At 37.3% G+C, this 24,023-nt stretch carries 21 protein-coding genes, 5 tRNA genes, 1 other RNA gene and 1 pseudogene; 6 read left to right on the top strand and 22 right to left on the bottom strand.

Annotation, left to right across the window (positions count from 1 at the left end; translation table 11 throughout):
* Positions 1–9: 9 nt before the first annotated feature.
* The 7 genes and pseudogenes from JCM9140_RS24305 to JCM9140_RS03120 all read right to left on the bottom strand — a co-directional run bounded on the left by JCM9140_RS24305 (position 10) and on the right by JCM9140_RS03120 (position 8,470).
* A complete protein-coding gene (locus tag JCM9140_RS24305) occupies positions 10–1,053 on the bottom strand; it encodes a glycosyltransferase family 4 protein (protein WP_235715262.1) in 1,044 nt (347 codons plus the stop codon).
* Complete coding sequence (locus JCM9140_RS24300; protein ID WP_235715261.1) at positions 1,050–2,786, bottom strand: glycoside hydrolase family 57 protein; 1,737 nt, start codon at positions 2,784–2,786, stop codon at positions 1,050–1,052. Before JCM9140_RS24300 ends, JCM9140_RS24305 begins: the two co-directional genes overlap by 4 nt.
* A gap of 11 nt (positions 2,787–2,797) precedes the next feature.
* Positions 2,798–3,439 carry a DUF4912 domain-containing protein gene (locus JCM9140_RS03135; RefSeq protein ID WP_235715260.1) on the bottom strand — a complete coding sequence of 214 codons (642 nt, stop codon included), beginning with the start codon at positions 3,437–3,439 and terminating at the stop codon, positions 2,798–2,800.
* Positions 3,440–4,051: 612 nt separating this feature from the next.
* Positions 4,052–6,154 (bottom strand): peptidoglycan D,D-transpeptidase FtsI family protein, encoded by a 2,103-nt coding sequence (locus JCM9140_RS03130; protein ID WP_034742233.1) that lies wholly within the window; start codon positions 6,152–6,154, stop codon positions 4,052–4,054.
* Between the two features lie 64 nt (positions 6,155–6,218).
* Positions 6,219–6,401, bottom strand: a non-coding RNA gene (ssrS, locus tag JCM9140_RS22930) — 6S RNA.
* Between the two features lie 62 nt (positions 6,402–6,463).
* Positions 6,464–7,767, bottom strand: a pseudogene (locus tag JCM9140_RS03125) (MFS transporter).
* Positions 7,768–7,861: 94 nt separating this feature from the next.
* Positions 7,862–8,470, bottom strand: a complete 609-nt coding sequence (locus JCM9140_RS03120) for a superoxide dismutase (protein WP_034742230.1) — start codon at positions 8,468–8,470, stop codon at positions 7,862–7,864.
* Between the two features lie 254 nt (positions 8,471–8,724).
* Between JCM9140_RS03120 and JCM9140_RS03115 the strand changes: the two genes are divergently transcribed.
* Positions 8,725–9,537 carry an undecaprenyl-diphosphate phosphatase gene (locus JCM9140_RS03115; RefSeq protein WP_034742227.1) on the top strand — a complete coding sequence of 271 codons (813 nt, stop codon included), beginning with the start codon at positions 8,725–8,727 and terminating at the stop codon, positions 9,535–9,537.
* Between the two features lie 137 nt (positions 9,538–9,674).
* Here the strand turns inward: JCM9140_RS03115 and JCM9140_RS03110 are convergent.
* The 6 genes from JCM9140_RS03110 to JCM9140_RS03085 all read right to left on the bottom strand — a co-directional run bounded on the left by JCM9140_RS03110 (position 9,675) and on the right by JCM9140_RS03085 (position 11,949).
* A tRNA-Ser gene (locus JCM9140_RS03110) sits at positions 9,675–9,767 on the bottom strand.
* 29 nt (positions 9,768–9,796) lie between these two features.
* Positions 9,797–9,873, bottom strand: a tRNA-Ile gene (locus JCM9140_RS03105).
* A 4-nt stretch (positions 9,874–9,877) separates the two neighbouring features.
* Positions 9,878–9,953: transfer RNA gene (locus JCM9140_RS03100), tRNA-His, on the bottom strand.
* Positions 9,954–9,976: 23 nt separating this feature from the next.
* Positions 9,977–10,050: transfer RNA gene (locus tag JCM9140_RS03095), tRNA-Met, on the bottom strand.
* 4 nt (positions 10,051–10,054) lie between these two features.
* Positions 10,055–10,129: transfer RNA gene (locus JCM9140_RS03090), tRNA-Asn, on the bottom strand.
* Positions 10,130–10,323: 194 nt separating this feature from the next.
* The gene (locus tag JCM9140_RS03085) at positions 10,324–11,949 is read right to left on the bottom strand and encodes a Na/Pi cotransporter family protein (RefSeq protein WP_034742224.1); all 1,626 of its coding nucleotides are present in this window, start codon (positions 11,947–11,949) and stop codon (positions 10,324–10,326) included.
* A 235-nt stretch (positions 11,950–12,184) separates the two neighbouring features.
* Here JCM9140_RS03085 and JCM9140_RS03080 point away from each other — a divergent pair, with 235 nt between their 5' ends.
* On the top strand, positions 12,185–12,952 hold the full coding sequence (locus tag JCM9140_RS03080) for a DUF1189 domain-containing protein (RefSeq protein WP_034742221.1): 768 nt from the start codon (positions 12,185–12,187) through the stop codon (positions 12,950–12,952).
* Between the two features lie 70 nt (positions 12,953–13,022).
* Here JCM9140_RS03080 and JCM9140_RS03075 read toward each other — a convergent pair whose 3' ends face one another.
* The 3 genes from JCM9140_RS03075 to JCM9140_RS03065 all read right to left on the bottom strand — a co-directional run bounded on the left by JCM9140_RS03075 (position 13,023) and on the right by JCM9140_RS03065 (position 15,998).
* On the bottom strand, positions 13,023–13,673 hold the full coding sequence (locus tag JCM9140_RS03075; RefSeq protein ID WP_034742218.1) for an NfeD family protein: 651 nt from the start codon (positions 13,671–13,673) through the stop codon (positions 13,023–13,025).
* Between the two features lie 91 nt (positions 13,674–13,764).
* Entirely contained in the window at positions 13,765–14,640 is an 876-nt protein-coding gene (locus JCM9140_RS03070) for a DUF1002 domain-containing protein (protein ID WP_034742215.1), read from the bottom strand.
* 137 nt (positions 14,641–14,777) lie between these two features.
* Positions 14,778–15,998, bottom strand: coding sequence for an MFS transporter (locus JCM9140_RS03065; protein WP_034742211.1), 1,221 nt, complete (start codon positions 15,996–15,998; stop codon positions 14,778–14,780).
* Positions 15,999–16,107: 109 nt separating this feature from the next.
* On the opposite strand from JCM9140_RS03065, the gene yqfZ reads away from it, so the two are divergent.
* The gene (gene yqfZ / locus JCM9140_RS03060; protein WP_034742208.1) at positions 16,108–16,461 is read left to right on the top strand and encodes a protein YqfZ; all 354 of its coding nucleotides are present in this window, start codon (positions 16,108–16,110) and stop codon (positions 16,459–16,461) included.
* Positions 16,462–16,595: 134 nt separating this feature from the next.
* The gene (ispG, locus tag JCM9140_RS03055; protein ID WP_034742205.1) at positions 16,596–17,699 is read left to right on the top strand and encodes a flavodoxin-dependent (E)-4-hydroxy-3-methylbut-2-enyl-diphosphate synthase; all 1,104 of its coding nucleotides are present in this window, start codon (positions 16,596–16,598) and stop codon (positions 17,697–17,699) included.
* A gap of 50 nt (positions 17,700–17,749) precedes the next feature.
* Here ispG and JCM9140_RS24100 read toward each other — a convergent pair whose 3' ends face one another.
* Positions 17,750–18,208 (bottom strand): hypothetical protein, encoded by a 459-nt coding sequence (locus JCM9140_RS24100; RefSeq protein ID WP_052002025.1) that lies wholly within the window; start codon positions 18,206–18,208, stop codon positions 17,750–17,752.
* 161 nt (positions 18,209–18,369) lie between these two features.
* Here JCM9140_RS24100 and JCM9140_RS03045 point away from each other — a divergent pair, with 161 nt between their 5' ends.
* Entirely contained in the window at positions 18,370–18,942 is a 573-nt protein-coding gene (locus JCM9140_RS03045; RefSeq protein ID WP_034742202.1) for a nucleotidase, read from the top strand.
* A gap of 49 nt (positions 18,943–18,991) precedes the next feature.
* Here the strand turns inward: JCM9140_RS03045 and JCM9140_RS03040 are convergent, their stop codons facing one another.
* The 5 genes from JCM9140_RS03040 to JCM9140_RS03020 form a co-directional block, all read right to left on the bottom strand.
* Complete coding sequence (locus JCM9140_RS03040; RefSeq protein WP_156314737.1) at positions 18,992–19,210, bottom strand: DUF1540 domain-containing protein; 219 nt, start codon at positions 19,208–19,210, stop codon at positions 18,992–18,994.
* Positions 19,211–19,327: 117 nt separating this feature from the next.
* Positions 19,328–19,741 (bottom strand): Fur family transcriptional regulator, encoded by a 414-nt coding sequence (locus JCM9140_RS03035; protein ID WP_034742194.1) that lies wholly within the window; start codon positions 19,739–19,741, stop codon positions 19,328–19,330.
* An 18-nt stretch (positions 19,742–19,759) separates the two neighbouring features.
* The gene (locus JCM9140_RS03030; protein WP_034742191.1) at positions 19,760–20,593 is read right to left on the bottom strand and encodes a metal ABC transporter permease; all 834 of its coding nucleotides are present in this window, start codon (positions 20,591–20,593) and stop codon (positions 19,760–19,762) included.
* A gap of 24 nt (positions 20,594–20,617) precedes the next feature.
* Entirely contained in the window at positions 20,618–21,481 is an 864-nt protein-coding gene (locus JCM9140_RS03025; protein WP_034742189.1) for a metal ABC transporter permease, read from the bottom strand.
* Between the two features lie 3 nt (positions 21,482–21,484).
* Positions 21,485–22,258, bottom strand: a complete 774-nt coding sequence (locus tag JCM9140_RS03020; RefSeq protein WP_034742186.1) for a metal ABC transporter ATP-binding protein — start codon at positions 22,256–22,258, stop codon at positions 21,485–21,487.
* Between the two features lie 145 nt (positions 22,259–22,403).
* On the opposite strand from JCM9140_RS03020, the gene ppx reads away from it, so the two are divergent.
* Complete coding sequence (gene ppx / locus JCM9140_RS03015; protein ID WP_034742183.1) at positions 22,404–23,963, top strand: exopolyphosphatase; 1,560 nt, start codon at positions 22,404–22,406, stop codon at positions 23,961–23,963.
* Positions 23,964–24,023: the final 60 nt, after the last annotated feature.

Raw genomic sequence — 24,023 nt, 5'->3', positions numbered from 1 at the left:
CTCCCTTAATTAAATGGTTATTGGTAATGAGTTAACAAGACATTTTTCAATTTCCTGTTCCGTTTGGTCAGCTATGGTTCCCCAGTTGAATTTTGATTTAACGTCACGCATCCCTTGGGTAGCTAATGCCTCCCTTAATATTGGATGATTATACAAATAGAGAACTTGTGTTACAAGACTTTGGACATCTCCAGGAATCATTTTCAATCCATTTTCTTCATGCTGGATAATACCAGATAAGCCCCCTGTATCCGACACAATAGTGGCTTTTCCAGCTGCGAGGCCTTCAAGAGCAACAATCCCAAATGGTTCATAATAGCTTGGGAAAATTGCGGCATCACAACGTGAAAACCATTCATTTCTTTCCTCATCACTAACGAAACCTAAAAACGTTATATGAGACTCTAGCTGCCTCTGTGAAACTTGACGTTGGTATTCATCAAGCATAGGTCCTTTACCAGCAATCACAAAACGCACCTTTTCATTTCTACGTTTTAACTGCTCCGCTGCGTCAATAACCGTTTGATAACCTTTTTCCTTTACCATGCGCCCGACAGAAAAAACAGTAAATGCATCCATACTTTCAATACCATGACTACTAAAAGGTTTTAATAGTTCCATATCGACGCCATTTGGAATAACAGATAGCTTGTCACCATCTATAGAAAAGATTGATTGGAGCTCCTCTTTCATATAATCGCTACAAACAATAATACGGTCTGCTTGATTACATAACTCCCATTCTTTTTGATTAATTTCATATTGTAATTCACTATGAATTCCATTGTTTCTCCCATGTTCTGTTGCATGGATTGTCACTAACAAAGGTAGATTTAGTATGTTCTTTGTTGCTATAGCCGACACACTTACCAACCAATCATGAGCATGTATAATATCGAATTTTTCCTTTCTAGCAAGCTTTTCGATATAACGTGTCATCTCAATATTTAAACTACCTACCCAATCAAAGAAATTCATTGCTTCTGGTTGTAAACCTTTTACACGATGTACATGAACACCTTGATTGTTCTCATATTGAGGGTAACCATTCACATGCGAAGTAATAACATGAACATCATGCCGGCCTGAGCCATTGCTCTTGATAAGTCATACACATGGCGTGATAAACCTCCTACCATCATAGGAGGAAATTCCCAACTTAACATTAAAATAGAGCGCTTTTGTTCCTCTATGTTTTTACTTTTTTTAGTTTGAATGTACGCATCATGCGCCGAGAAAAAGACTTGTTCATCAATGTCTTGAAGAAAAGGAAAACTTTGTTCCATTTTGGCAATCCATTGCTCATCTATGTCCCCATCCAACAATTTATCCTTCGTTACGTCAAATCGGTAAAGATGAGTTGAAAAACGCTCATTAGCATATTGAACCGCACTGTCCCCATCTATAATAAACGCCCAATCACTGCTAACGGCTAGCATCCACTCTCTAATCATCTGTTTTAAATAGCGCCTTTCAATGTCTGTAGGACACGCAAATAAAGCCACAACTGTTGCAATATCGGTCTCCATTCGATGATGATGACGATACAAATGTTGATTTTTATCATTTATCCATACATCACCATATCCATCTCTTCCCCATGTAGAAAAAGATACATGAGCTGTTTCAAAATCTTGATAATGTCGATCAATGTATGTTTCTGGTGAAATAAAATGAATACGATCCTTTCCTTTTTGGATTATTTGTCCAATCCAATCTGGTCCTTCAAACCACCAATGCCCAAACAACTCCGCATCAAAAGGAGTCATCATGATATATGGGGGGTAACATTGTTCTCCATGTTCGTTGATTTCTTGTTCGATTGAATGTAAGAAATGATCAGCATGCCTGTCAACTTTCCCTTCAGCCCAATCACGAACATAAATGGCTTTTGATTCACCCTCACCTGTAATTCGTTTATGTTTTATCCCTGTATCCATTCTAATTCCGTCTTCATGCACAAACGGTTTAATGTATTCCCACTCTCTCTCATAAGCAATATCGCGATAAAACTCACGGTAATCAACATCCCCTGGATATCCCAAAGTTGAACTCCATACCTTACTTGATAAACTAGTATGTCTAGGAAATAAAACTAAACCGTGTGGTGAATAAATAGGGGCCCCACTTCCTTTAGCGGGGATAGGATCTGCATTCAAGACTGCATGTTCATCAACAAATGTATAAGAAATTCCTTCTTCAATTAAAATACGGTCTATCCCGGGAGCAAACGCACATTCTGGCAACCAGAACCCCTTTGGTTTTTGACCAAAATGTTTCTCAAAACAATGTACCGCTTCCCTAACTTGGGATCTAATTGCAGCTTTCGTTTTCACAAATGGCAAAAATGCATGGGTTGCCGCACTCGTTATACATCTAATTATTCGTCTTTCAAATAAGTCTCTAAAGCCATTCAAAATATTTTTATCACACGCAACAAAAGTAGTCTTAATATTCTGATAACGATTTTTGTAAAAATTGACTAGGTTTTGTTCCTCTTCCGTTTTAGCTAACTGGCCTTCTTTATTCAACAACTCTTCTGTTTTAATTATGTAGTCTAGAAAACGCTCTTGAATGATCGTATCAGACAACATTTCTAAAACAGGTGGAGAGAAAGAAATGGTAACAACATCTTCTACCTCTACTTTTTGCAGTTCCCATAATAATGGTATGTACGATTCTGTTATAGCTTCAAACAACCATCGCTCTTCAAGCCGTCCTTGTTCTTTGTGACGAACATAGGGAAGGTGTGCGTGCAAGACTAAAGAAAAATAACCTTCCTTCAATGAAACCCCTCCTATTTTACTTTTTCATAGTATGAATACGTACTAAAATGTTCTAACCAATCTGGTTCATGCAAATTCCCTGACTTCCACTGATTTACTGCTTCAATGTGTAATCCTGTCATACCTTCCTCTGAACGAGGAGTGTCTATCGCATTTGAGCGCAATAAAGTTAGAAAAGAACGTTGCTTTGTTTCAATGCCAATATCAACGATGTATGTTCGATTGGGTTCTAGATTATGAACGATCCAATTATTGGTCATTTCTGGAATTGATATATCAAAAAACTTATGGGCATTATGTCCATTAAAATCAATCATTGTACAATCGTATACTCTTATTTTTTTTAGTAACTCATGCCACGGCGTACGAGTTTGATGTTCAGTCATTTGCCTAAGTGTTAAACTCATTTCCCAAAAAGCAAAAATTGTTGTTGGACTTTGAGGCAAGAGCGTTACTTCATCACGTTCGTAACTTGATGGTATTTTTGGAACGATATCCATTTGTTCGATCTCCTTATCTTCTTCTTGTTGTTGAAGGTGCTTTTGATAACGGTATTGTACTTTTCCAACTGTTGTATTTAATTCATCTGCTATTTTCCGAAATGAATATCCTTGTTCTCTTAAGGCAACGATTTGTTCGATCAACCATTTCACCTCCGTCTTAAATTGAGATCATGTCAAATATCAAGTAACTTTTTTATTTATGTAACAGTCTATAAAAATATGACTACGATTTGTTACCTTAATCATACCTTCCAATTTTTCTGCAAACAAGAAGCTCATTTTGTCTCATTTTGTCAGGTGAACGTCGGGAAAGCATTTGAACCGAAAAAAAAATTATTCGGCATTTTTCAACATCTATTTTTGTCTATTTTCTCAGTCGAACAGTGGCGAAAGAATGGGGAAAACAACGAGAAACTATTTACAGTTACTGAGATTGTCGAATATATGTACTTTTAAGAAAGGTATGTACATAAGGATTGAAAAAAATATGGCAGAAACATTACATCTAATAGAGGCATAAACATCTTAGGGATTTCAAATTGTTTAGGTGGTAACTTTAGAAGTTGTCATTGTGAGAGGATCATTCTATTGATAGTTTATCATGCCCCTCTTCAACTGTATGGTAAGCTGATAAATAATCTGACAATAATAAAAAAAGATTGTCTTCAATAGTCATTTTTCTGACTACTAAAGACAATCCCAGAATCAATCTAACACATCATGATGTTTCATAAGAAGATCTTCTACTTTTCTAGTAAACAATCAATTACGATCTTCTGGTTGTTCCAGAATTAGTCTATCAGCTACAACAGGACCATTTCTTTCATTTTTCAATTGAAAATAAACATCTAAAGCCTGGCTCGAAATTTCTTGAGCCATCCCTTGTCTACCACCATTTCTCTCCAGTTTTACATTCGGAACAACAACTGCAAATGCAATTTCAGGATTATCGAAAGGGGCATATCCAACTAGGGTTTGAGTATTCCCATCAACAAATCGACGATTGTCTCCAGATCCAACTGCGACCCTTACTTGTGCTGTTCCCGTTTTTCCAGCAGGTTGATAGGATTTGTTAGAAAATCGTCCGCTCGCTGTTCCTCTCGTCATAACACCACGTAAACCTTGCTGAACTCTTGAGATGTAATGTTCATTCATATCAATTCGATTTAAAACTTTAGGTTCGAATTTTTGAATAATAGCTCCTTGTTCCTCTGTATTTGAAACAGGTTCACGAATTTCCGTAACTAGCCTCGGTTGCATTCTAAGCCCGTCATTTGCAATTGTTGAAATATATTGAGCTAATTGCAATGTTGTATACGTATCATATTGCCCAATCATCAAATCTAGTAAATTTCCGTAGATGGATGAACCACCTTGTAACCCTGTAGAGCTTGAGGGTAAATCAATTCCTGTCTCTGAACCTAAACCAAATTGACTAAAATTATATCTAATTTCATTATAAGCTCTTTCAACAGAGTTGTTTGTCCAATTACATTGATTAGGATAGTTACAACCTGCCATTAACATCGCCATTTCAAACATATAGACGTTCGAAGACACTTCAAGTGCACGAACATCATTTACCCATCCAAAATTACGGACAGACTTTTTCTCAGGAGTAGATGGTAACCTGATTGGTCTGTCATAAAAACTCTTACCAGGTTGCGCAACACCAGCTTCGAACCCAGTTAAAACGGATGCAGCTTTGACAGATGAACCCATTTCAAATGCTTTCGTCACATTCCCGATATGATCAGCATTTGTACTACGGTTTTGATCAGCTGGATCATTAAAACCGGCCATCGCGATAATGTCTCCTGTCCGAGGATTCATCATCACAGCGTAGGCTGAACGATCTAAAATAAAAGAATTTCCCGCTTTCTTCATTTCCTCTTCAATAATTTCCTCTAGTTTTTGCTGAAATTCCATATCAATGCTAAGCACTAAATCATTCCCGCGACTTCCAAGACGTTCATTTACGGAACTTTCAATGGTCTTACCACCACTTGAATGAGTGATGCTCTCGACAACAGCCTTTTGTCCACGCAACACTTCTTCAAATTGCATTTCTAAGAAGCTAGTCCCTACTAAGTCAGATCGATCATACCCCCGCGACAAGTAGTAATCTACTTTTTCTCGAGGAATAGCACCAGTTGATCCAAAAACACTTCGTAACGATTCTCCAAATACATAATTCCTTCGTGAGTCTCTTAAAATATCTATCCCTGGTAGTCGGTATAGATTCTCACTTAATTTATGTGCTTCTTCATCTGTAATACCTCTTTTTATTCGTTGAGGTGAATTGGCATATCCACGTGACATTTCTCGATAGATTGCTAGAATTCTAAGGTCTTTCTCACTCAAAGATTCGATTTGCTCAGTAGGTATTCGTTCAATCTCCAACCTGTATTCCTCTGTTGGACCTTCTAGTTCTTTTCTTTCCTCTCTTGATACAAGCTCATATCTTTCTTCTTGACTCATTTGAAGCAATAGATAATCTTGTTTGTCACGCTCTGTTACCCGACTTATGTCTATATCTATCAACTCTTCTAAATCTCTTGCTATATTAAGCATAGCTTCTGCTCTTGTTGCTCTTGACGGATTTGTATACGTAACCGATAATTCTAATTCATTATCAACAACAACATGTCCAAATCGATCATACATCAATCCTCTAGGTGCATCGATTCGAGCTGTTGAATTGCTTGTACGCTCAAGCTCTTTTACAAACTCCTGACCTTCAACAATTTGAACTACTCCAAGCCTAAGGATAAGAGCCGAAAACAAAACAAAAACAGCAAAGAAAAGCACGTTTAACCGAGCAGGAACATGGTGTTTTTTCTTTTTACGTGATGATCTCTCCACTTATACGTTCCCCCTGCAATATAATAGGCACCTTACAAAAAGGTGCCTAGATTACTCTCATAAATGAAAACCCGCGTATGCCGTTGCTTCAGTTGTTTCATGAACCTACACTCGTAGGTGGGTGCTCGCAGGGACTTGTTCAGCGTCCAGAACAAAGCTGGCATGCTGGCAAAGTCCTCAATATAGAACTCCCTTTTAAAAATCAAGGTTCGAAACAAGGAGAAGCTGACTAACACGGCAGGAAACATTATTTATTTGTTTTTATTATAGCATAATTGAACCTATTGTCAAAAGGGGAAAACATGAAAACTATACACTCGTTCCACCACCGCCAGAAGGGTCTCCATCGCCTCCTTTTTGTCTGGCAAAACTATAGCTTTCTCCACCTTTGTCTTCCTTAAATTTTACATGTCTTACAAAGAAGTAAATAATTGTATGCCCTGCCCCTAACACAAGAAGCAGTACAGGAATACCTCGTTCCTCAGAAAAAAGAGTAATGGTTGCTAAAAAGGCTAATACAGAAACAATTCGTCCTGAATTGACAAAAAGCTCACGTACGACAATATATTCCACTCTCATTTCTGCAGCTTTCCAACCTTTGCCGATCACATCAAATGTTAACGATACATATGGAACCAAAAGCATGGGATAGGCTATTGACACCACAACACCATACGTAATTAATTTAGAAAAGGTTAAATCACCTAATACAATGATAAAAATTGCACCGTATAAAATTAAACCTCCAATTAGAATTAATTTTTTTCGGAATGTTGGCTTAATGATTCGAGTGATAATGTAATAAGCTACAAATTGTGTTGCCGAGCAACTAAACCGTAGGTCCCAATTGCCAGTTCACTACCAGTAGCAATATACACCCATACAACAATGACAAAAACAAATGTTCCTTCCCTTAAACCTTGGAAAAAATTTGCTCTCGTTATTTGTTTCCAATTGGGGTTGTTTTTGCGCTCTTTCAAAATTTTTGTGAAGTAAAACTGTCCCTCAGCAGGCCGCCGCTTTAACATAAAGCTTGTTAATACAGCCGCCACAAAAAGGGAAAGTGATATGGTGAAAATGATCGTGTACCCAGTAAATTGTTCCATTCTTGTAATAATAAAACCTGATAGGATCGGCCCAATCATCCCAGCAAATGAAGTTAACAAACCTAAAAAGCCGTTAAAGAAATCACGTGTTTCCGGTTCTGTTATTTCAAATGTTAATACATTAAAAGCGAGCCAATAAAAACCGAATCCGGTTCCGATCAGCACCCCTAGAAGAATTAAGTATTCATTCGCATTTTCCCCTAAGTACAGAACTGTAGAGAAAAAAATCGCAAGTGCTATAACACCTGCCCTAAGTACAACCACTCGATCAATTTTCTTAGCGAACTTACCTGCAATAATAAAGGCAAAAGGCTGCATCACAACTGACCCTAAATTGTATAGAGCAATATCGACAAATTCTCCTGATTGCTTCCATAGATATACATTTACGAATGTATTCGATAAGGCAATGCTTAAAGCATATAGCCCACCAATAATGAGTAAAAGCTTTAAATCCCTTGTTACTTCTATGTCTCCAATCACTTTCTTTACCAATACCTTGTTCACCGACTCCACCACCCTTATAAGTAGTGTGTCACCTGAAAATTCGGTTATACAAAAAAAGAACCTAAGGATTCATTCCTTAGGTTCTTTCACAAAATTATTTAGCTGCACTATAACGTTTAGCTACTTCATCCCAGTTAACTACGTTCCAGAACGCGTTAATGTAATCTGGGCGACGATTTTGATAATTTAGGTAATAAGCATGCTCCCAAACATCAAGGCCTAAAATAGGTGTCTTGCCTTCCATTAATGGCGTGTCTTGGTTTGGAGTACTTGTTACAACTAACTTGCCTCCGTCAACCACTAGCCAAGCCCAACCAGAACCAAAACGGTTAGCACCAGCGTTAGCAAACTCTTCTTTAAAAGCATCTAAGCTACCGAATGTTGAATTGATTGCCTCTGCAAGCTCACCAGTTGGAGCACCACCACCGTTAGGGCTTAAAAGCTCCCAGAAAAGTGAATGGTTTGCGTGCCCGCCACCATTGTTACGAACTGCACCACGAATATCCTCAGGAACAGCATCAAGGTTAGATACTAACTCTTCAATGCTCTTGCTCGCTAGTTCATCATGCCCTTCAAGTGCTGCATTTAACTTTGTGATATACGTGTTGTGATGCTTACCATGGTGAATGTTCATTGTTGCCTCATCAATATGAGGTTCTAGTGCGTTTGCTGCATAAGGTAATTGCGGTAATTCGTAAGCCATGTTCAATTCCTCCTCTAATTCATCCTTAATTTTTTGCGGAGTATGTACTCCAAAAATGTAGACTTTAGCAACATTTTTGTTTCATAAGTCTTCCAATTCATACATTACCAAAATTTGAGCATTCTTGCAACGGAAATGCTCACGAATTTATAATGTAACAATTTTACTCTACCCTTAAGCTTTTTAATTTAAACGTCATAACGATATGGCCTGGACATAAGCATAGTAATACTAATACTAAACGGGGGAGTCAAATGAATTGGTGGGAAGCTCTTTTAATAGGTTTCATCCAAGGAATATCAGAATTTTTGCCCATCTCAAGTACTGCGTTATTATTAATTATTCAGCGACTTCTCGATATCCCTATAGGACAGAATTTCAAACTTGCCTTTGAGACTTTTTTACATATAGCTTCTGTTTTAGCTGTTATCGTATATTTTCGACACGAACTCACAAAGATCCTTCTCGATTTTTTTTCTTACTTACTAACAAAAAGATCTACAGCAAAAACAAACTTTCGCTTTGTCTTACTTTTAATCCTCTCTATGATTATAACCATCTCACTTGGTAAGGCGATTGAAACTTTCCTAGGTGAGCAATTAACAACACCTGCTACAATTGGTGTTTCTTTAATTATTACGGGGTTATCACTCATCCTCATCGAACACGGACTGAACGAAGGAGGAAGAACAACATCGAAATTGACATGGAAGGATGGTCTATTCATTGGCTTTGGGCAGGCCCTTTCTCTAATTCCTGGCGTGTCACGGACTGGAAGCACATTATTTACAGCCCTTTTTATTGGATTAAGCAAAGACACTGCTCTTAGATATTCTTTCTTCTTGTCAATCCCTGTCTTTGTTGGTATGAGTATTGTCAAATCCCCAGAATTAATTAAAAGTTATACCGAAATAAGTATGGTCGCTTTATGTACAGCTTTTCTATCATCTTTTATTTTTGCACTTATTGGGATTAAATGGTTTATTTCCATGTTACAAAATACAAAGCTCACATATTTTGCTTTTTATTGTATTGGGCTTGGAGTTATTACGTGGGTATATCTTTGATGCTGCTTTGTTTGTTATTTTCATGAGAAATATTCACTCCATTTTGAGAATACCTTCCTCAACTGCACTCAACAAAGAAGCTATTAAAAAACAAAAAAAGGACCTTAATAAAGGTCCTTTACATTATGTAAGTAATATGGCGGAGGAAGAGGGATTCGAACCCCCGCGCGGTTTAACCCGCCTGTCGGTTTTCAAGACCGATCCCTTCAGCCGGACTTGGGTATTCCTCCACGAAAACAGCTTTACAGCTAAGTATAGTTGGTGGACCCTGTAGGACTCGAACCTACGACCGATCGGTTATGAGCCGACTGCTCTGACCAACTGAGCTAAGGGTCCTCTATGGGGCGGCTGATGGGAATTGAACCCACGAATGCCGGAATCACAATCCGGTGCGTTAACCACTTCGCCACAACCGCCGTAAAACTTATTTAATTAAAAGTAGCGGCGGAGGGAGTCGAACCCACGACCTCACGGGTATGAACCGTACGCTCTAGCCAGCTGAGCTACACCGCCATAATGGCTCCACAGGTAGGACTCGAACCTACGACCGATCGGTTAACAGCCGATTGCTCTACCACTGAGCTACTGTGGAATGTCTTTTAAGAGACAAGAATTATCTTATCACTTAACCTCTTTTACGTCAACATTTTTTTGTGAATTTCTTTTAAAAACTACTAAACGTTAACCCTGATATAACTTACCATAATTTTTTTTATTAAACAAGCATATTTTTTCAATCAAAAAGAATGGTCATCAACGTATCTTGTTGATGACCATTCTACAATGTTAATGTTCTTCCCCAATAACAGCTTCGGCAATGTTGACAGAATGATCTCCAATTCTTTCTAGGTTACTTACAATATCAACAAAAACAATTCCAGCTGCCCCAGAGCACTTTCCGTCATTAACGCGTTGGATATGTTGCTTCCGAAGCTTTCTTTCCATTTTATCGATCTTTTCTTCTTTCTCTAATACAGAACGTGCTAAATCACCATCAATAAGCTCCAATGACTGGATCGCCTCTCTTAACGTTTCGAGAGTTAATTCTGACATTTCCCGTAAATCCTCTAATGCTTTATCAGAAATATGAACTTTGTTAACTTTCTGATAGTCTTTTAATTCGACAATATTTTCTATATGATCACCAATTCGTTCAATGTCACGAACTGTATCCATTAGCATCGAATGTAGCTTGGAATCATGAGCTGATAAAGAACGAGAAGAAATTTGTATTAAATAATCTGTAATTTTTCGGTCTAAATTATTAATGGCTTCCTCAAATTGAATAGACATTTCCGCATGACGCTTCTGGCCATTTTCAAGGTATTGGCTTACTTCATAAAGTCCTCTTTCCGAAAACTCAGCCATACGTAGCACTTCTTGTTTCGCTTGACCAAGTGCAATCGCTGGCGAACTCCCGATAAAGCGAGGATCGAGGTGCTTTGCTTTATACTCAATGCTATACTCTTCGCCTGGTACAAGCTTTGTCACGATAATGGCCAAAATGGCAACAAACGGCAATTGAATCATCGTATTTGAAACATTAAATATCCCATGTGCAAAGGCAATGGTCATCGGCCGGTTAAGACCCAATTCAACCGCAAGAAAACTAATAAATTGAAAGAAAAACGGATAAATGATTAGTACAATAATTGTTCCAATTAAATTAAAGATAACATGCGTAAGAGCTGCTCGCTTGGCAGCAACAGATGCCCCAATTGCTGCTAATATTGCCGTAATGGTAGTCCCGATATTATCACCAAACAATACTGGTAATGCAGCATCTAGTCCCATTGCTCCTTGCTCATATAATTGTTGTAATAAACCAATCGATGCACTTGAACTTTGAACAGCTACGGTAAAGATGGTTCCAATTAGAACACCAAGTAATGGATTCTCACTCATACTTACAGTAAGCTCAGCAAACGCTTCGAGTTCTCGAAGCGGTTTTAGCCCATTTCCCATCAGTTCTAGACCGTAAAAAAGTGCTCCAAACCCAAAAACGACTTGTCCATAATTATTCACTTTTTTCGCTTTAATAAAAAAGATTAACGCTGCTCCAACCGCAATAATTGGTAGAGCATAAGCAGATATTTTGATTCCAATAATAAATGCTGTAACAGTTGTCCCAATATTGGCGCCCATAATAACACCAATTGCTTGCTTTAAAGTCATAAACCCTGCATTTACAAGACCAATTGTTAAAACCGTTGTTCCCGTACTCGTTTGAAGAAGTACCGTAACGAACAACCCTGCAAATACGCCCATAACGGGATTTGTAGTAAATTTATCTAGAACATCCCGCAAGCCTTCCCCTGCAACTTTTTGTAAGCCATCCCCCATGTATTTAATACCAAAAAGGAAAATTCCAAGTCCACCAAAAAACATGAACAAGATCGTTTGTAAATCCACAAATCCTCATCCCTTCATCTTGTAAATCAAATTCAATTTTCGACAAACATCAACATGGACACCCAATCTATTATTAAGCATTTATGAATGGTTTGTAAACAGTAAATTATCAAGTTGTCACTATTTATTTCGACCAGCTAAAAAATAACGTTTTTCAAACATAATGTTCTAAAAGTCAATGATGGCATTTTCACGAACGATTCGGTAAAATAACGAAGAATGAGGAGTGAAATAAATGAATTTCTGGGAATGGTTTTTTAAAAGCTTTTATAGCAAAAAAGTGATAGCTTATAGTCGTTTTCGACCCATTACAACGACAATTGCTTATGTTTTATTTATCATTTTTATAGCAAGTATTCCATATTTTATCTCGTTTAACGCTTCAACTGTCACAAGTATTCAACAGCTTGAGCGAATGTTAGAATACAATTCGCCCAATTTCCATTTAAAGGATGGTGCATTAGTGTGGGAAGCAAACGAGCCATATCTATTAACTGAGTTTAGTGAGGGATTCTTTTTAATCGATCCATCTGCTTCTTTTAAGGAAGAGGAGTTACTTACAATGAATGAAGGCATTGCCCTTTTACAAAATGAATTTTTATTTATCTCAGATGGACAAACCCAATCAGTTTCCTATGCCGTATTAGGGTTGCAGGAACTCTCAAAAGAAGAACTTATCGAACGTGTGAATCAATTACAAAGTTTCTTGCCCATTTTACTTATCATCATTACGGCTTTGCTTTATGTCGGATTAGCTGGGCTTGCCTATCTTGGAATTACGATTCTTGCCTATCTTGCTCTTCTTGTAAAAGGTAAACGGAAGTTAGAATATCGTCATATGTGGATCATTACAGCACATGCCTTGACTATGCCGGTTATTCTCCTTTATTGGATGGATACTCTTATTTTATCAATTCCATTCAGTGCGTTTGCCGCTTCAACGTTCTTGATTGTTTTCTTAGCCATTCGGTCCATTCCTCTCCCGAAGAAAAGACAGGTTTAATATTAGAAAGGCTACTAAAGGGACAGCCTTCCCTCTAGTAGCCTTATTGCTGATAGAAAAGTAAAAATGATCAATCATTTTTTTCCTCTTCATCGTCTATCTTTTTTATCACAATTCTCGTACCATCAACTGATACAATCACGATGTCTTTATTTGGTTCAATCCAGCTTCCTCCACTTGTTGCACTATATTGCTCCCCGTCAATTTCAATTGTCCCAGTTGGCCGAAATGAGCTTAAAGTTCTCCCTTTTTTCCCAACAAGCTCATGATATTGTTCATTTATTGAGTTATACCCTAATTCACTTGTTAGCTTATCCTTCAGCGTCATCTTCGCCCATAAATTTCTCGAGGGAAATACTTTCAAGAAAAGAGCTGAACTAAATCCTCCGATAATAAACCCCATGGAAACCAATACTCCATAAAGAAATGATGGTGCTGGAACAGCTAGACCGATAATCATTAGAACGACGCCCAGAAGAGCCACTGTCCCATCCGTTATCACTTTTCCGTCAATCACAATAAGCGCGAGACCAACCATGTATAAAATGACTACCCACAGTCCCACATCTCCAGTAAGGTGATAAGAGAAATACGTAGCCATAATGGCAACCCCTAATATAGCAAAAAGACCTTTTACCCGAACTAATAGCTCACCAATCAAAAATAAAGTTCCTAAAAACACAACAATGAATCCAATACTTGGCGTATCTAACCACTCCATAGTCTCTTCCTCCTTTCCTTATTTTTACGTATGACAAAACATTCCGTTTCATTATTTTTAAAGACAAAAAAAGAGAGGTTTCCCTCTCCCATTATGAACTAAATAAACCTCGAAGGGAATCAATTAAACGATTTATTAAATCCAAAAAGTTGCGAATAAAACCTTGTGTCTCTTCTCGATTCAAAAAATCCCCTAAATTGTCACGTACTCTTGAGATTTGATCTTGTACTTGATTCCAGTCAATGTTTAAGTCTTTCATGCGCATAAACAATGACACTAAACCATCTAACTCTTCATCTGTTAAAGTAATTCCAAGTTCAGCTGCAATTCTCCTAATTAACTCACGAAGGTCCTCTTCTGTTTCAACTGGGTTAGTTGCAATTTCTTCTTTGATTCGATTCATTAACTCCGTAGCTTCTTCCATGCCAATTGAATCACTTAATTCACCTGTACGAATTAATTCTTCATTTGCAATTTGCTTTTGCTCTTCTGGAATTTCAATTTCTGCCGCAATTTCATATGCCTTTATTAACCCAGTTAGCGCCGCTGTTCCTGAAACTGAAATAGGCGCAGTAATATAAATATCAGCATCCTCTACTCCAGCCGTAATCAGAGCATTCGCATACATTTCATCTGATACCCAGTTAATATTGTTTGATTCGACTGCTAGCCCAGAACCTTCTTCCCCTATCGTAATTTTAGAGGAAGATAACGCATTTGTACCAATTCTTGCTGCACTAATATAATTTCCCAGATATTGATGCTCTTCTTCATTTGTCACATAGATAATGGTGTCGTCTTCTGTTGCGCCCATTTCATTTAACAATGCCTGTCTCTGTGATTGGGACAAATCTTCTCCCAATGTAATGATCACATCTCCAGGAATGGCATCTGCACTAACAAACATCGGAAATAATAGTGTTAAGACAAGCGTAAAAGCTATAAACTTTTTCCATTTCAACTTCATTTTCATCTTCTCCTTTATCGACGAACGCTTTAAATCGTTCGTCACGCATTCGTAAATAAGACGAGTGCTCTACTAAATAAGAAACACTTTTTTCTCTTTAATAGAAAGGTACTTTTGGCTCATTTTTTGTATTTACATTAAAGATCTGTAACAGAACAATCTTTCCTTAAAGGGAAACAATTCCAACTGAACACAAAACTCACAATAATCAAAGAGACAAAAAACAGTGAAGTAAACATCATTTGTTCAATATTTATAATCCAATAACCAAAACAAAGAGGTCCTAATGCCACTCCTAAGAAACGAATCATCGAATAAAGAGAAAAAACAGCACCCCTTTCAGAAGGTGATACCACGTTAGCTAAAGCAGAATTAGCTGCTGGCAGAATTATTCCCAAACCTATTGAATAGATGGCTATTGAAACGGCAAACCATGCTAAAGTACTGTTAATGATCATCATAAGAGAAGCGAAGATCAGTGTAAACCCACCATAAAGAAAAGCGCGTTTATAATTGTTCACATTCCCCTTTAATACTCGCGAAGCGAAATAAGACAGAATAGTCATAAAAAGAACAGGAATCGCTAGTAAAAAGCCATTGACAATGGGTGTGTATCCCGCTGTCATTTCAAGTAAATAAGCAAAATAAAACAAATACCCAAACAAAAGAAACATTCCAACAAAACCAGCTGTGAAAATAGGTACAAGCCAACGCCATTCGGTAATAAGGAACTGATGAAGCCTTCTAGATTTGTTCACATCTTGCTTTATCTTTTTTGCCGATTCGCTTTTGGTAAACAGGATAATTCCAAGAAATGCGAACAAACAAATAGCTAGAAATAATACAAAACTGCCGTACCACGAAAAAGCCAAAATGACTCCACCTAATATCGGACTTATAATTTTCCCTGCACCATTAAATACCTCAATCGTACCTAAAGCGCGATTTCTATGTTCTCCTTCAAATACATCAGTTATAAACGCCATAGCTAACGGTGTCACAGCACCTGCTCCAACCCCTTGAATAACTCTCCCTACGATTAAGATAGAAAAAGCCCCTGAGACCTCATTCATCATTGCCCCTATTGATGATACAACACATCCAATCATGATGAGAGCTAATGCAATAAGAGCTACTTGTTTTCTGCCATAGCGATCTGATACGACACCTCCTATCGGAACTAATAGGGCAGCTGGAATAGAAAAGCTTGTTAACAATAAGCCCCCTTCTACAGTCGTCAAGCCTAAATCTGATTGCATTTGCGGGACTAACAGAATAAACATCGAATTTCCCACAACCATAATGAAAGGAAGAAGTCCTATAAAAAAAAGAACATAGGACGGTTGTTTTTCACTCATAGGATCAACCCTTCCCAATAGCAATTATTTTCCTGCATCTTGTCATAATCATCCATAAATTGCATATACTCAAAATGAAACGATATGAGATTTTAAGGAGGACAAGCATATGAAACGAATTGGTGTTTTTTTCATTATCCTCGTTATTTTATACAGCACTTATTATGACCTAACGATTGGCACTTTACCCAACGGATTATCGGACGTAACCTCTCCTTCTCAAGACGAAGAAATGAATGACGATAATGATCTTCAAGAAGTAATGGTAGAAGAATTTGAACCTTTTCAAGAAATTACAGTCGAACCAGGAAATACCGTATTATCCATTGTCGAACATCTTCATGAAGGACCTCTTTCAGCTTCCATTCAACAAATTGTATATGATTTTCAAGAGTTAAATGATGGGACGAAACCAGAAGAAATAAAAATTGGAGAAACATATTTATTCCCTATTTATTATTAAACTTCATAAATTTACAAACATCGCCTTTACTTTATCCTTGCCAAACAATTGCGGTCATTGATAAAATAAGGGCGATTCTCTTTATTGAGACTAGGTGAAGAGTAGACTCTTCAAAATAAAGGAGCGATTGGTCAATGACCGAACTAACACATCGTACGAAAACACGCCCCGTTAAAGTAGGTAATTTAACGATTGGTGGCAATAATGAAGTAATTGTTCAAAGCATGACAACAACGAAAACGCATGATGTAGAAGCAACTGTTGCAGAAATAAAACGACTTGAAGAAGCTGGCTGTCAAGTAGTCCGTGTAGCTTGTCCAGATATGCGAGCAGCCGAAGCAATTGCTGATATAAAGGCACAAATTAATATCCCATTAGTTGTTGACATTCACTTTGACTATAAACTTGCCCTAAAAGCAATTGAAGGCGGAGCAGATAAAATCCGTATCAATCCAGGAAACATCGGGAAGCGACATAAGGTCGAAGCTGTTGTAAAAGCAGCGAAAGAAAAAGGCATCCCAATTCGAATTGGAGTAAATGCTGGTTCTTTAGAAAAACGCATCCTTGAAAAATACGGGTACCCAACAGCTGATGGTATGGTGGAAAGTGCTCTTCATCACATTAAAATTCTTGAAGATTTAGACTTTCATGACATTATTGTCTCAATGAAAGCATCAGACGTAAATTTAGCCATTGAAGCTTATGAAAAAGCAGCGAAAGCATTTGACTACCCTCTCCATTTAGGAATAACAGAATCAGGTACTTTGTTTGCAGGTACCATTAAAAGTGCAGCTGGTTTAGGCGCCATTTTAAATATGGGTATTGGCAATACAGTGAGAATTTCTCTAAGTGCTGATCCTGTTGAGGAAGTTAAAGTGGCAAGAGAGTTATTAAAATCATTTGGTCTTGCCGCAAACGCCGCTACTCTAATTTCTTGTCCGACTTGTGGACGGATTGAAATTGATTTGATTAGCATTGCCAATGAGGTAGAAGAATACATTGCAAGCATAAAAGCCCCAATTAAGGTAGCTGTTTTAGGATGCGCTGTAAATGGTCCTGGCGAGGCACGAGAAGCTGATATTGGAATCGCTGGTGCTCGCGGTGAAGGACTTCTCTTTATGAAAGGCGAAATAGTTCGCAAAGTACCTGAAGAAACTATGGTTGAAGAGCTTAAGGTAGAGATCGATAAAATTGCTGAAGAGTATTTTAAAAAACAGCGTGAATTAGAAAAAGCATAAGCTAAATAGCTTATGCTTTTTCTTTTTCTGTTCCCCTGTCTCCTCATTTTTTAGAAAAATGGGGAGAAAAAGACGGTCATGAGAATCGAAACAGCACCAATACCAATCGCCCAGTTACCTAGCGAAGTGGAGCCATAACGACGTGAAACGAAACCTATAACAATCCCAGCTGCACCAAGCAATACTGGTAAGAAGAATAACGACAATATGGAAAGTACGATCGCAAATGTTCCTACACCTCGACCTGCTGTTGCATCATCGACGTTAGCATCTGCTGTTTCATCTCTTTCCAAGCCATTGATTGTTCCATATTCTGCAGCTGTTTCCTCTTGGAAATCAGTCACAAAAGTCTCATCTTTTTCTTCTTCATTTAATGAAAGGTCACGCGTATCTTCTCTTCCATTTTCATAGCGTCCGCCCTCAACATGGTTATTTACCAATGTTAAAGAACGATCATCTTCATCAACTAGCCTTATTGGTTCATCTTTCGGATGTTCTCGGTCTGCCATGCGAATCCCTCACTTTCTTTTTTTCGGGGGAACAGTCATAGTATGACGCTCATCGTTAAAATTATTGGAGTTAAACTTTTCATATAGAGGAAATACACTAGACCATTTTACAAATTTCGTGTATCGTTATACAGGAAATTTGATTATTCGTGAGGTGAATTATGAGAAAAAGATTTGGATTAGATATTGACGGCACCGTTACTGACCCTAATACATTTGTTCCATACTTAAACAAACACTTTAATAAATCGTTAACGCTAGATGATTTAACTGAATATGACTTAACTTCTATTTTAAATATTTCAGAAGAACAATTTTGGGAATGGATGGGCCAACATGAAGGTCTCATTTATGAACAGGCAGAATTGGCAGAACACGCTGAACCAATTTTACACGAATGGACGAAACATCATCAGTTAATTTATATAACAGCAAGAAGAAATCATTTATCTGATGTCACCCAAAAGTGGTTTATGTCAAAAGCAGTACCTTATGACCATATTGAGTTAGTTGGGAAACATGATAAGCTTGAGGCTGTCCGAGAACATCAATTGGACATTTTCTTCGAAGATAAACATGATAATGCCGTCGCGATTGCTGAAGAATTCAACATTCCTGTCATACTAATGGACACGCCTTATAATCGTCTCCCATCACCTACTAATGTGGTACGAGCACAAAACTGGTTAGAAGCAAAAGAATGGGTCGATAAATGGATAAAAGAAACAACATAAAAAAGACTGGTTGCTTGCATTTGCAAGATCAACCAGTCTTTTTAAATCGTTATTCTTTCGGACGGAATGTATGACAACAAGTCTCTTTTATACCGTTTGCGGAATCTTCGTGCTCAGCATTTCCATAAGGCTCTTCCCCAGCTTCCATTGAATAGTCACGATTTGCGTGTGCATCTATTTCAACAAGAATTGAATCTGCCTGACACTTATTACCTTCTCCCCAAAAAGTACAGTTTGCCACATTACATTTGACTATTGGTTTTGTCATTTGTATCATCCCTCCTACTTTGTAGGATAGAACATCAAAGACAAATCATGTATTTCAAAAATTGGCATCATAAAAAAGCACTAACTAGGATTGGATCTCCTCCTTAGCACCTCTTTTTTAAGCCTTGCATTCTTGGCATTTACCATAAATCTCAAATTTATGACCTGTAACTTGAAAGTCAGGAAATTTTTGTTGAATGTTATCCATTGGACAGTTTTCAATATGTTTTGTTTTCCCACAATCAAGACAGATTAAATGATGGTGATGATTGGTTGTTGAACAACTAAAGCGAAAACGTTTTTCTCCTTCTAATTCTGTTTCTTCTAAAATATTCAGCTCTGTAAATAAAGACAAGTTACGGTAAATTGTATCGAAGCTCATACCAGGATAGTCACTTTGTAACCGCTCCAGTACATCTTTAGCTGATAGATACCTTTTTTCATTTGCAAAAAAATGTAACATTTCTTCTCTTTTTCCTGTATGTTTAAATCCTCTATTTTTTAAGAGCTCCATAGCCTCTTTCACATTCATCTAAAGCACCCCCATTCCTTAAATCTTCAAAATCAGTCTTTTCGCAAGTAAAACAACTAGCATAAGAGCTAAACTAATTAGCACGATCATTCCACCCGTAGCAATATTAAATTGATAAGAAAAATACAATCCCAACAATATAGATACTTGTGCAAATATAATACCAAATACAATTAATTGTTTAAAACTTTTTGAAATTTGAATACTTGTAGCTACAGGAATGACAACAAGAGCTCCCACTAGAAGAATACCCACCACCTTCATGGAAATAGAAATAACAATGGCAATTAAAATGGCGAACATAAAGTTAGCAACTTTGATGGACAAGCCTGATACATGTGCAAATTCCTGATCAAAAGAAATCAGGACAAACTCTTTATAAAATAAAATGATAAAAATAATGACTACTATAGCCATTACTATAATAAATTTTACATCACTTACTGTAACACTGACAATGCTCCCAAATAGGTAAGAATACCATTCATTATAGCCCGTTCTTGCAAGGCTTATAAATATTGCACTCATCCCAATCCCACTCGATAAAATAATCGGGACCGCTAATTCCTGAAAATGTCGATACATTCCCCTTAACCGCTCTGTAATGAGGGCACCAATTAAAGCGAAGATTACTCCCATATACAAAGGATTTACACCTTGAAAAAGTGGACCCACTGTCCCTAAAAAAACACCAGCTGAAATACCAGTTAAGGTAATATGAGAGATGGATTCAGTCATAACGGAAACCCTGCGAACAAGGAGAAAAGCTCCAACAATTGGAGCAATAATTCCGATTATGATCCCTGCTAAAATACCTCTTTCTATAAATGTTAAATTCGATAGTAACTCCATTTCCTGAGCCCCTTTTCGTCTTCTTTAGCTCACTTTTTGCAATCCTAATTTGCGAACTTTTTTCATACTGGACTCAAATAACATCACAAGAAGTAAAATGGCAACTGAAATCATAACAATCATTCCCCCAGGTGCTAAATCCAAATAAAAGGAGCTAATCAACCCAGTCACAACTGCCACTTCTCCAAATAAGATTGAGTAAAAAAACATTTGCTTAAACCCTTTTGCCAACCTCATCGCTGCTGCGACTGGTAACGTCATCAGAGCCGAGACCAGTAATATTCCCACAATTCTCATTGAAGCTGCAATAACAAGCCCTACTATAACAATAAAAATAAAATTAACTAGTTTTCGATTAATGCCCGATACGACCGCCTGCTCTTCATCAAAAGACAAGAAAAATAATTCTTTATAAAATAGAAATAAAACGATTAATACAATAAATGTAATAATGAGAATCGTCCATAAATCCGACCGACTTACAGCAATTACGCTACCAAATAAATAGTTAAACAGGTCATTGTTAAACCCATCTGCTAAAGAGATAAAAACGACACCTAAACCGATTCCACCAGACAATATGATCGGTATAGCAATTTCCTTGTAAGATTTATAAGCGTTTCGTAATTGTTCAATTAGTAATGAACCGCCAACTGAAAATACTAATCCCATATATAGAGGGTTAAGTCCTTGAAAAAAGGCGACATGCTTTCCTAACAGAAGGCTCGCAGCAATACCTGTTAACGTAATATGAGACAAAGCATCTGCTATTAATGCCAGCCTCCGAACAACCAAGAACACTCCTAGTAATGGGGCTAGCAAACCAATTAAAACACCTGAATAAAAGGCGTTCTGCAAAAATTCATAGCGGAAAAATGCGTCCAACATTTATTAATGCCCCCCAGAATGATTATGGGTTAAAAGGTGAACGTCATGCCCGTAAAATGACGACAAATCCTGATTCGCCTCGAAATCTGCTGTATTTCCATGGAAATGTAGCGTCTTATTTAGACAAGCTACGTCAGTAACATGATCTGTCATCGCTCCAATATCATGTGTGACAAGAATAAGAGAGATACCTTTCGCCTTATTAAGGTGATCAAGCATATCGTAAAATTGCTTAACACTTGCAGCATCTACCCCAACAGTTGGTTCATCTAAAATTAACAGTTCCGGTTCACTTACAAGTGCGCGCGCAATAAAAACTCGTTGTTGCTGGCCGCCCGATAATTCTCCAATATTCCTATGAATGAATTTGCCCATCCCGACTTGGTCAATTGCTTCCTTAACAAGTTGCTTATGTTTTCGATTCATAAAACGAAATAATCCAATCTTTCCATAAAGGCCCATTGAGACAACTTCAAAAACAGTTGCAGGGAACCCGGAATTAAAGCTGTTTGCCTTTTGGGAAACAAAACCAATCTTTTCCCACTGTTTAAATTTTCCGATTCGCTCTCCAAACAATGTTATTTCTCCTGCTTGCAATGGGTGTAGTCCTAAAAGTAATTTAATCAATGTCGATTTCCCAGATCCATTTGGACCAACTAAACCTAGAAATGAACCTTTTTTTATGTTTAACGATACATGTTCTAGCACTTTTTGATTATCATACTGAAAGGAGATATTTTTTAGTTGTACAACCTCATTTTGCTCAGGTAAACTCATGATTCTCTCCCCCTTTTTTCAGAACAATTACGATTTAATTGTTTCTTTTCCTATTATAATGGTTATTTTTAATCTGTCTACCTTTGAGCTTGAGTGCTATTTTTTGTTATAATCAACTAATTAACATCGTAATGAGGTGGAGAGAATGTTGGACAAGCAAGTGGCAATTATTGATATGGGCTCTAACTCTATTCGTTTAGTCATTAATAATATTGATCGGAATGGTTATTATACCGAACTACATAATTTTAAAACTGTCGCTCGTCTAAGCGCCCATATTGACGAAAAGGGATTTTTAACAGATACAGGCATTCAAATTGTTTTAGAAACATTAAGACGCTTTAATGAGATTATAGCTTATCATCAAGTCGAGCAAGTAACGGTCATAGCTACAGCTGCTATGCGTAAAGCAAAAAATCAGGATGACATTGTCCGGTTAGTAAAAGAGCATACAGACTTCACAATACGTATCTTGTCTGAATATGAAGAAGCTTCCTATGGGTATTTGGCGGTAGTCAATTCGACAAATATTGAAAATGGATTTACTGTTGACATTGGTGGAGGAAGTACGGAGATTACCTTGTTCGAAGGACGAAAACTAAAAGAATATTACAGTTTTCCGTTTGGTGCTATTACACTGTATCAAGATTTTTTTAAAGAAAAAGATCAAATGGAGGAAAGTATTCAAGCTCTACGTACGTTCATTGAAGAACAGTTAGACACGTTACCTTGGTTAAGAGAAAGAGACAATTATCCGGTTATAGGAATTGGTGGAAGTGCTAGAAACTTATCTCTCATTCATCAACGCCAGGAAGATTATCCTCTTGCCGGACTACATCAATATGAATTTCCCAAGGAGGATTTAATTCATTTAAACAGTATGTTGCAGAATTCCACAACAGAGGAACGACTGTCGCTTGATGGCTTATCAAAGGATCGTGTAGACATTATTATCCCAGCAGCAGAAGTCATTACGTCCATCGTTAAGCATGTAAAAGCCGAGACATTTGTTATGAGCCGAAAAGGACTTAGAGAAGGTGTGTTTTATGAAGAACTTCTCCGTTCAATGGAAACAACTCAATTTCCTAATGTCGTCGAAGAAAGCTTATATCAACTTTCAAATAACTTTGAATTGAATTCAGAGCATGTAACGCATATCTCACATCTAGCCAATCAACTTTACACAAGATTAGTGAATTTTTGTACCATCGAGCACAATATGGATGAAGCAAAAACGTTGCTGAACCAAAGTGCGAGACTGCTTTATATTGGTGAGTATATTAATAATGAAGCTAGTAGCCAAAATACCTTTTATTTAATCACGAACATGACAATAGAAGGCTTGTCTCACCGGGAACGATTAGCCATCGCTCTTATCTCATCATACAAGTCCAAATCACAAATGCACCAATATGCTAAATCCTTCAATAAACTTATTAGCAAAAAAGAATTAAAATATTATGAATTTCTAGGTTCTATAATAAAATTAGCGTTTTCTCTTGACCGAACGAGAAGAAAAGTCATCACAAATATCGGAGAACTTGAAGTAACTAAAGATATTATTACGATCACGCTCTATAATCAAGAAGATGCTTATTTCGAAGATTCTTACGCAACAAAAAACAAAAAGCATTTAGAACGTGCTCTTAAATATGAAATTGAATTTAGATACATGCCTTCAAAAGTTCTGAAAACAAATTCTTAACATAGAATTTACAATCAGCTGTTAAAATGAAGCGTAGAACTTAACAGAGAGGTTGAGTCC

The organism is Halalkalibacter wakoensis JCM 9140 (assembly GCF_000513095.1).
Lineage (GTDB): Bacteria > Bacillota > Bacilli > Bacillales > Bacillaceae_D > Halalkalibacter > Halalkalibacter wakoensis.
This window is presented reverse-complemented; position numbering and strand designations above follow the sequence as displayed.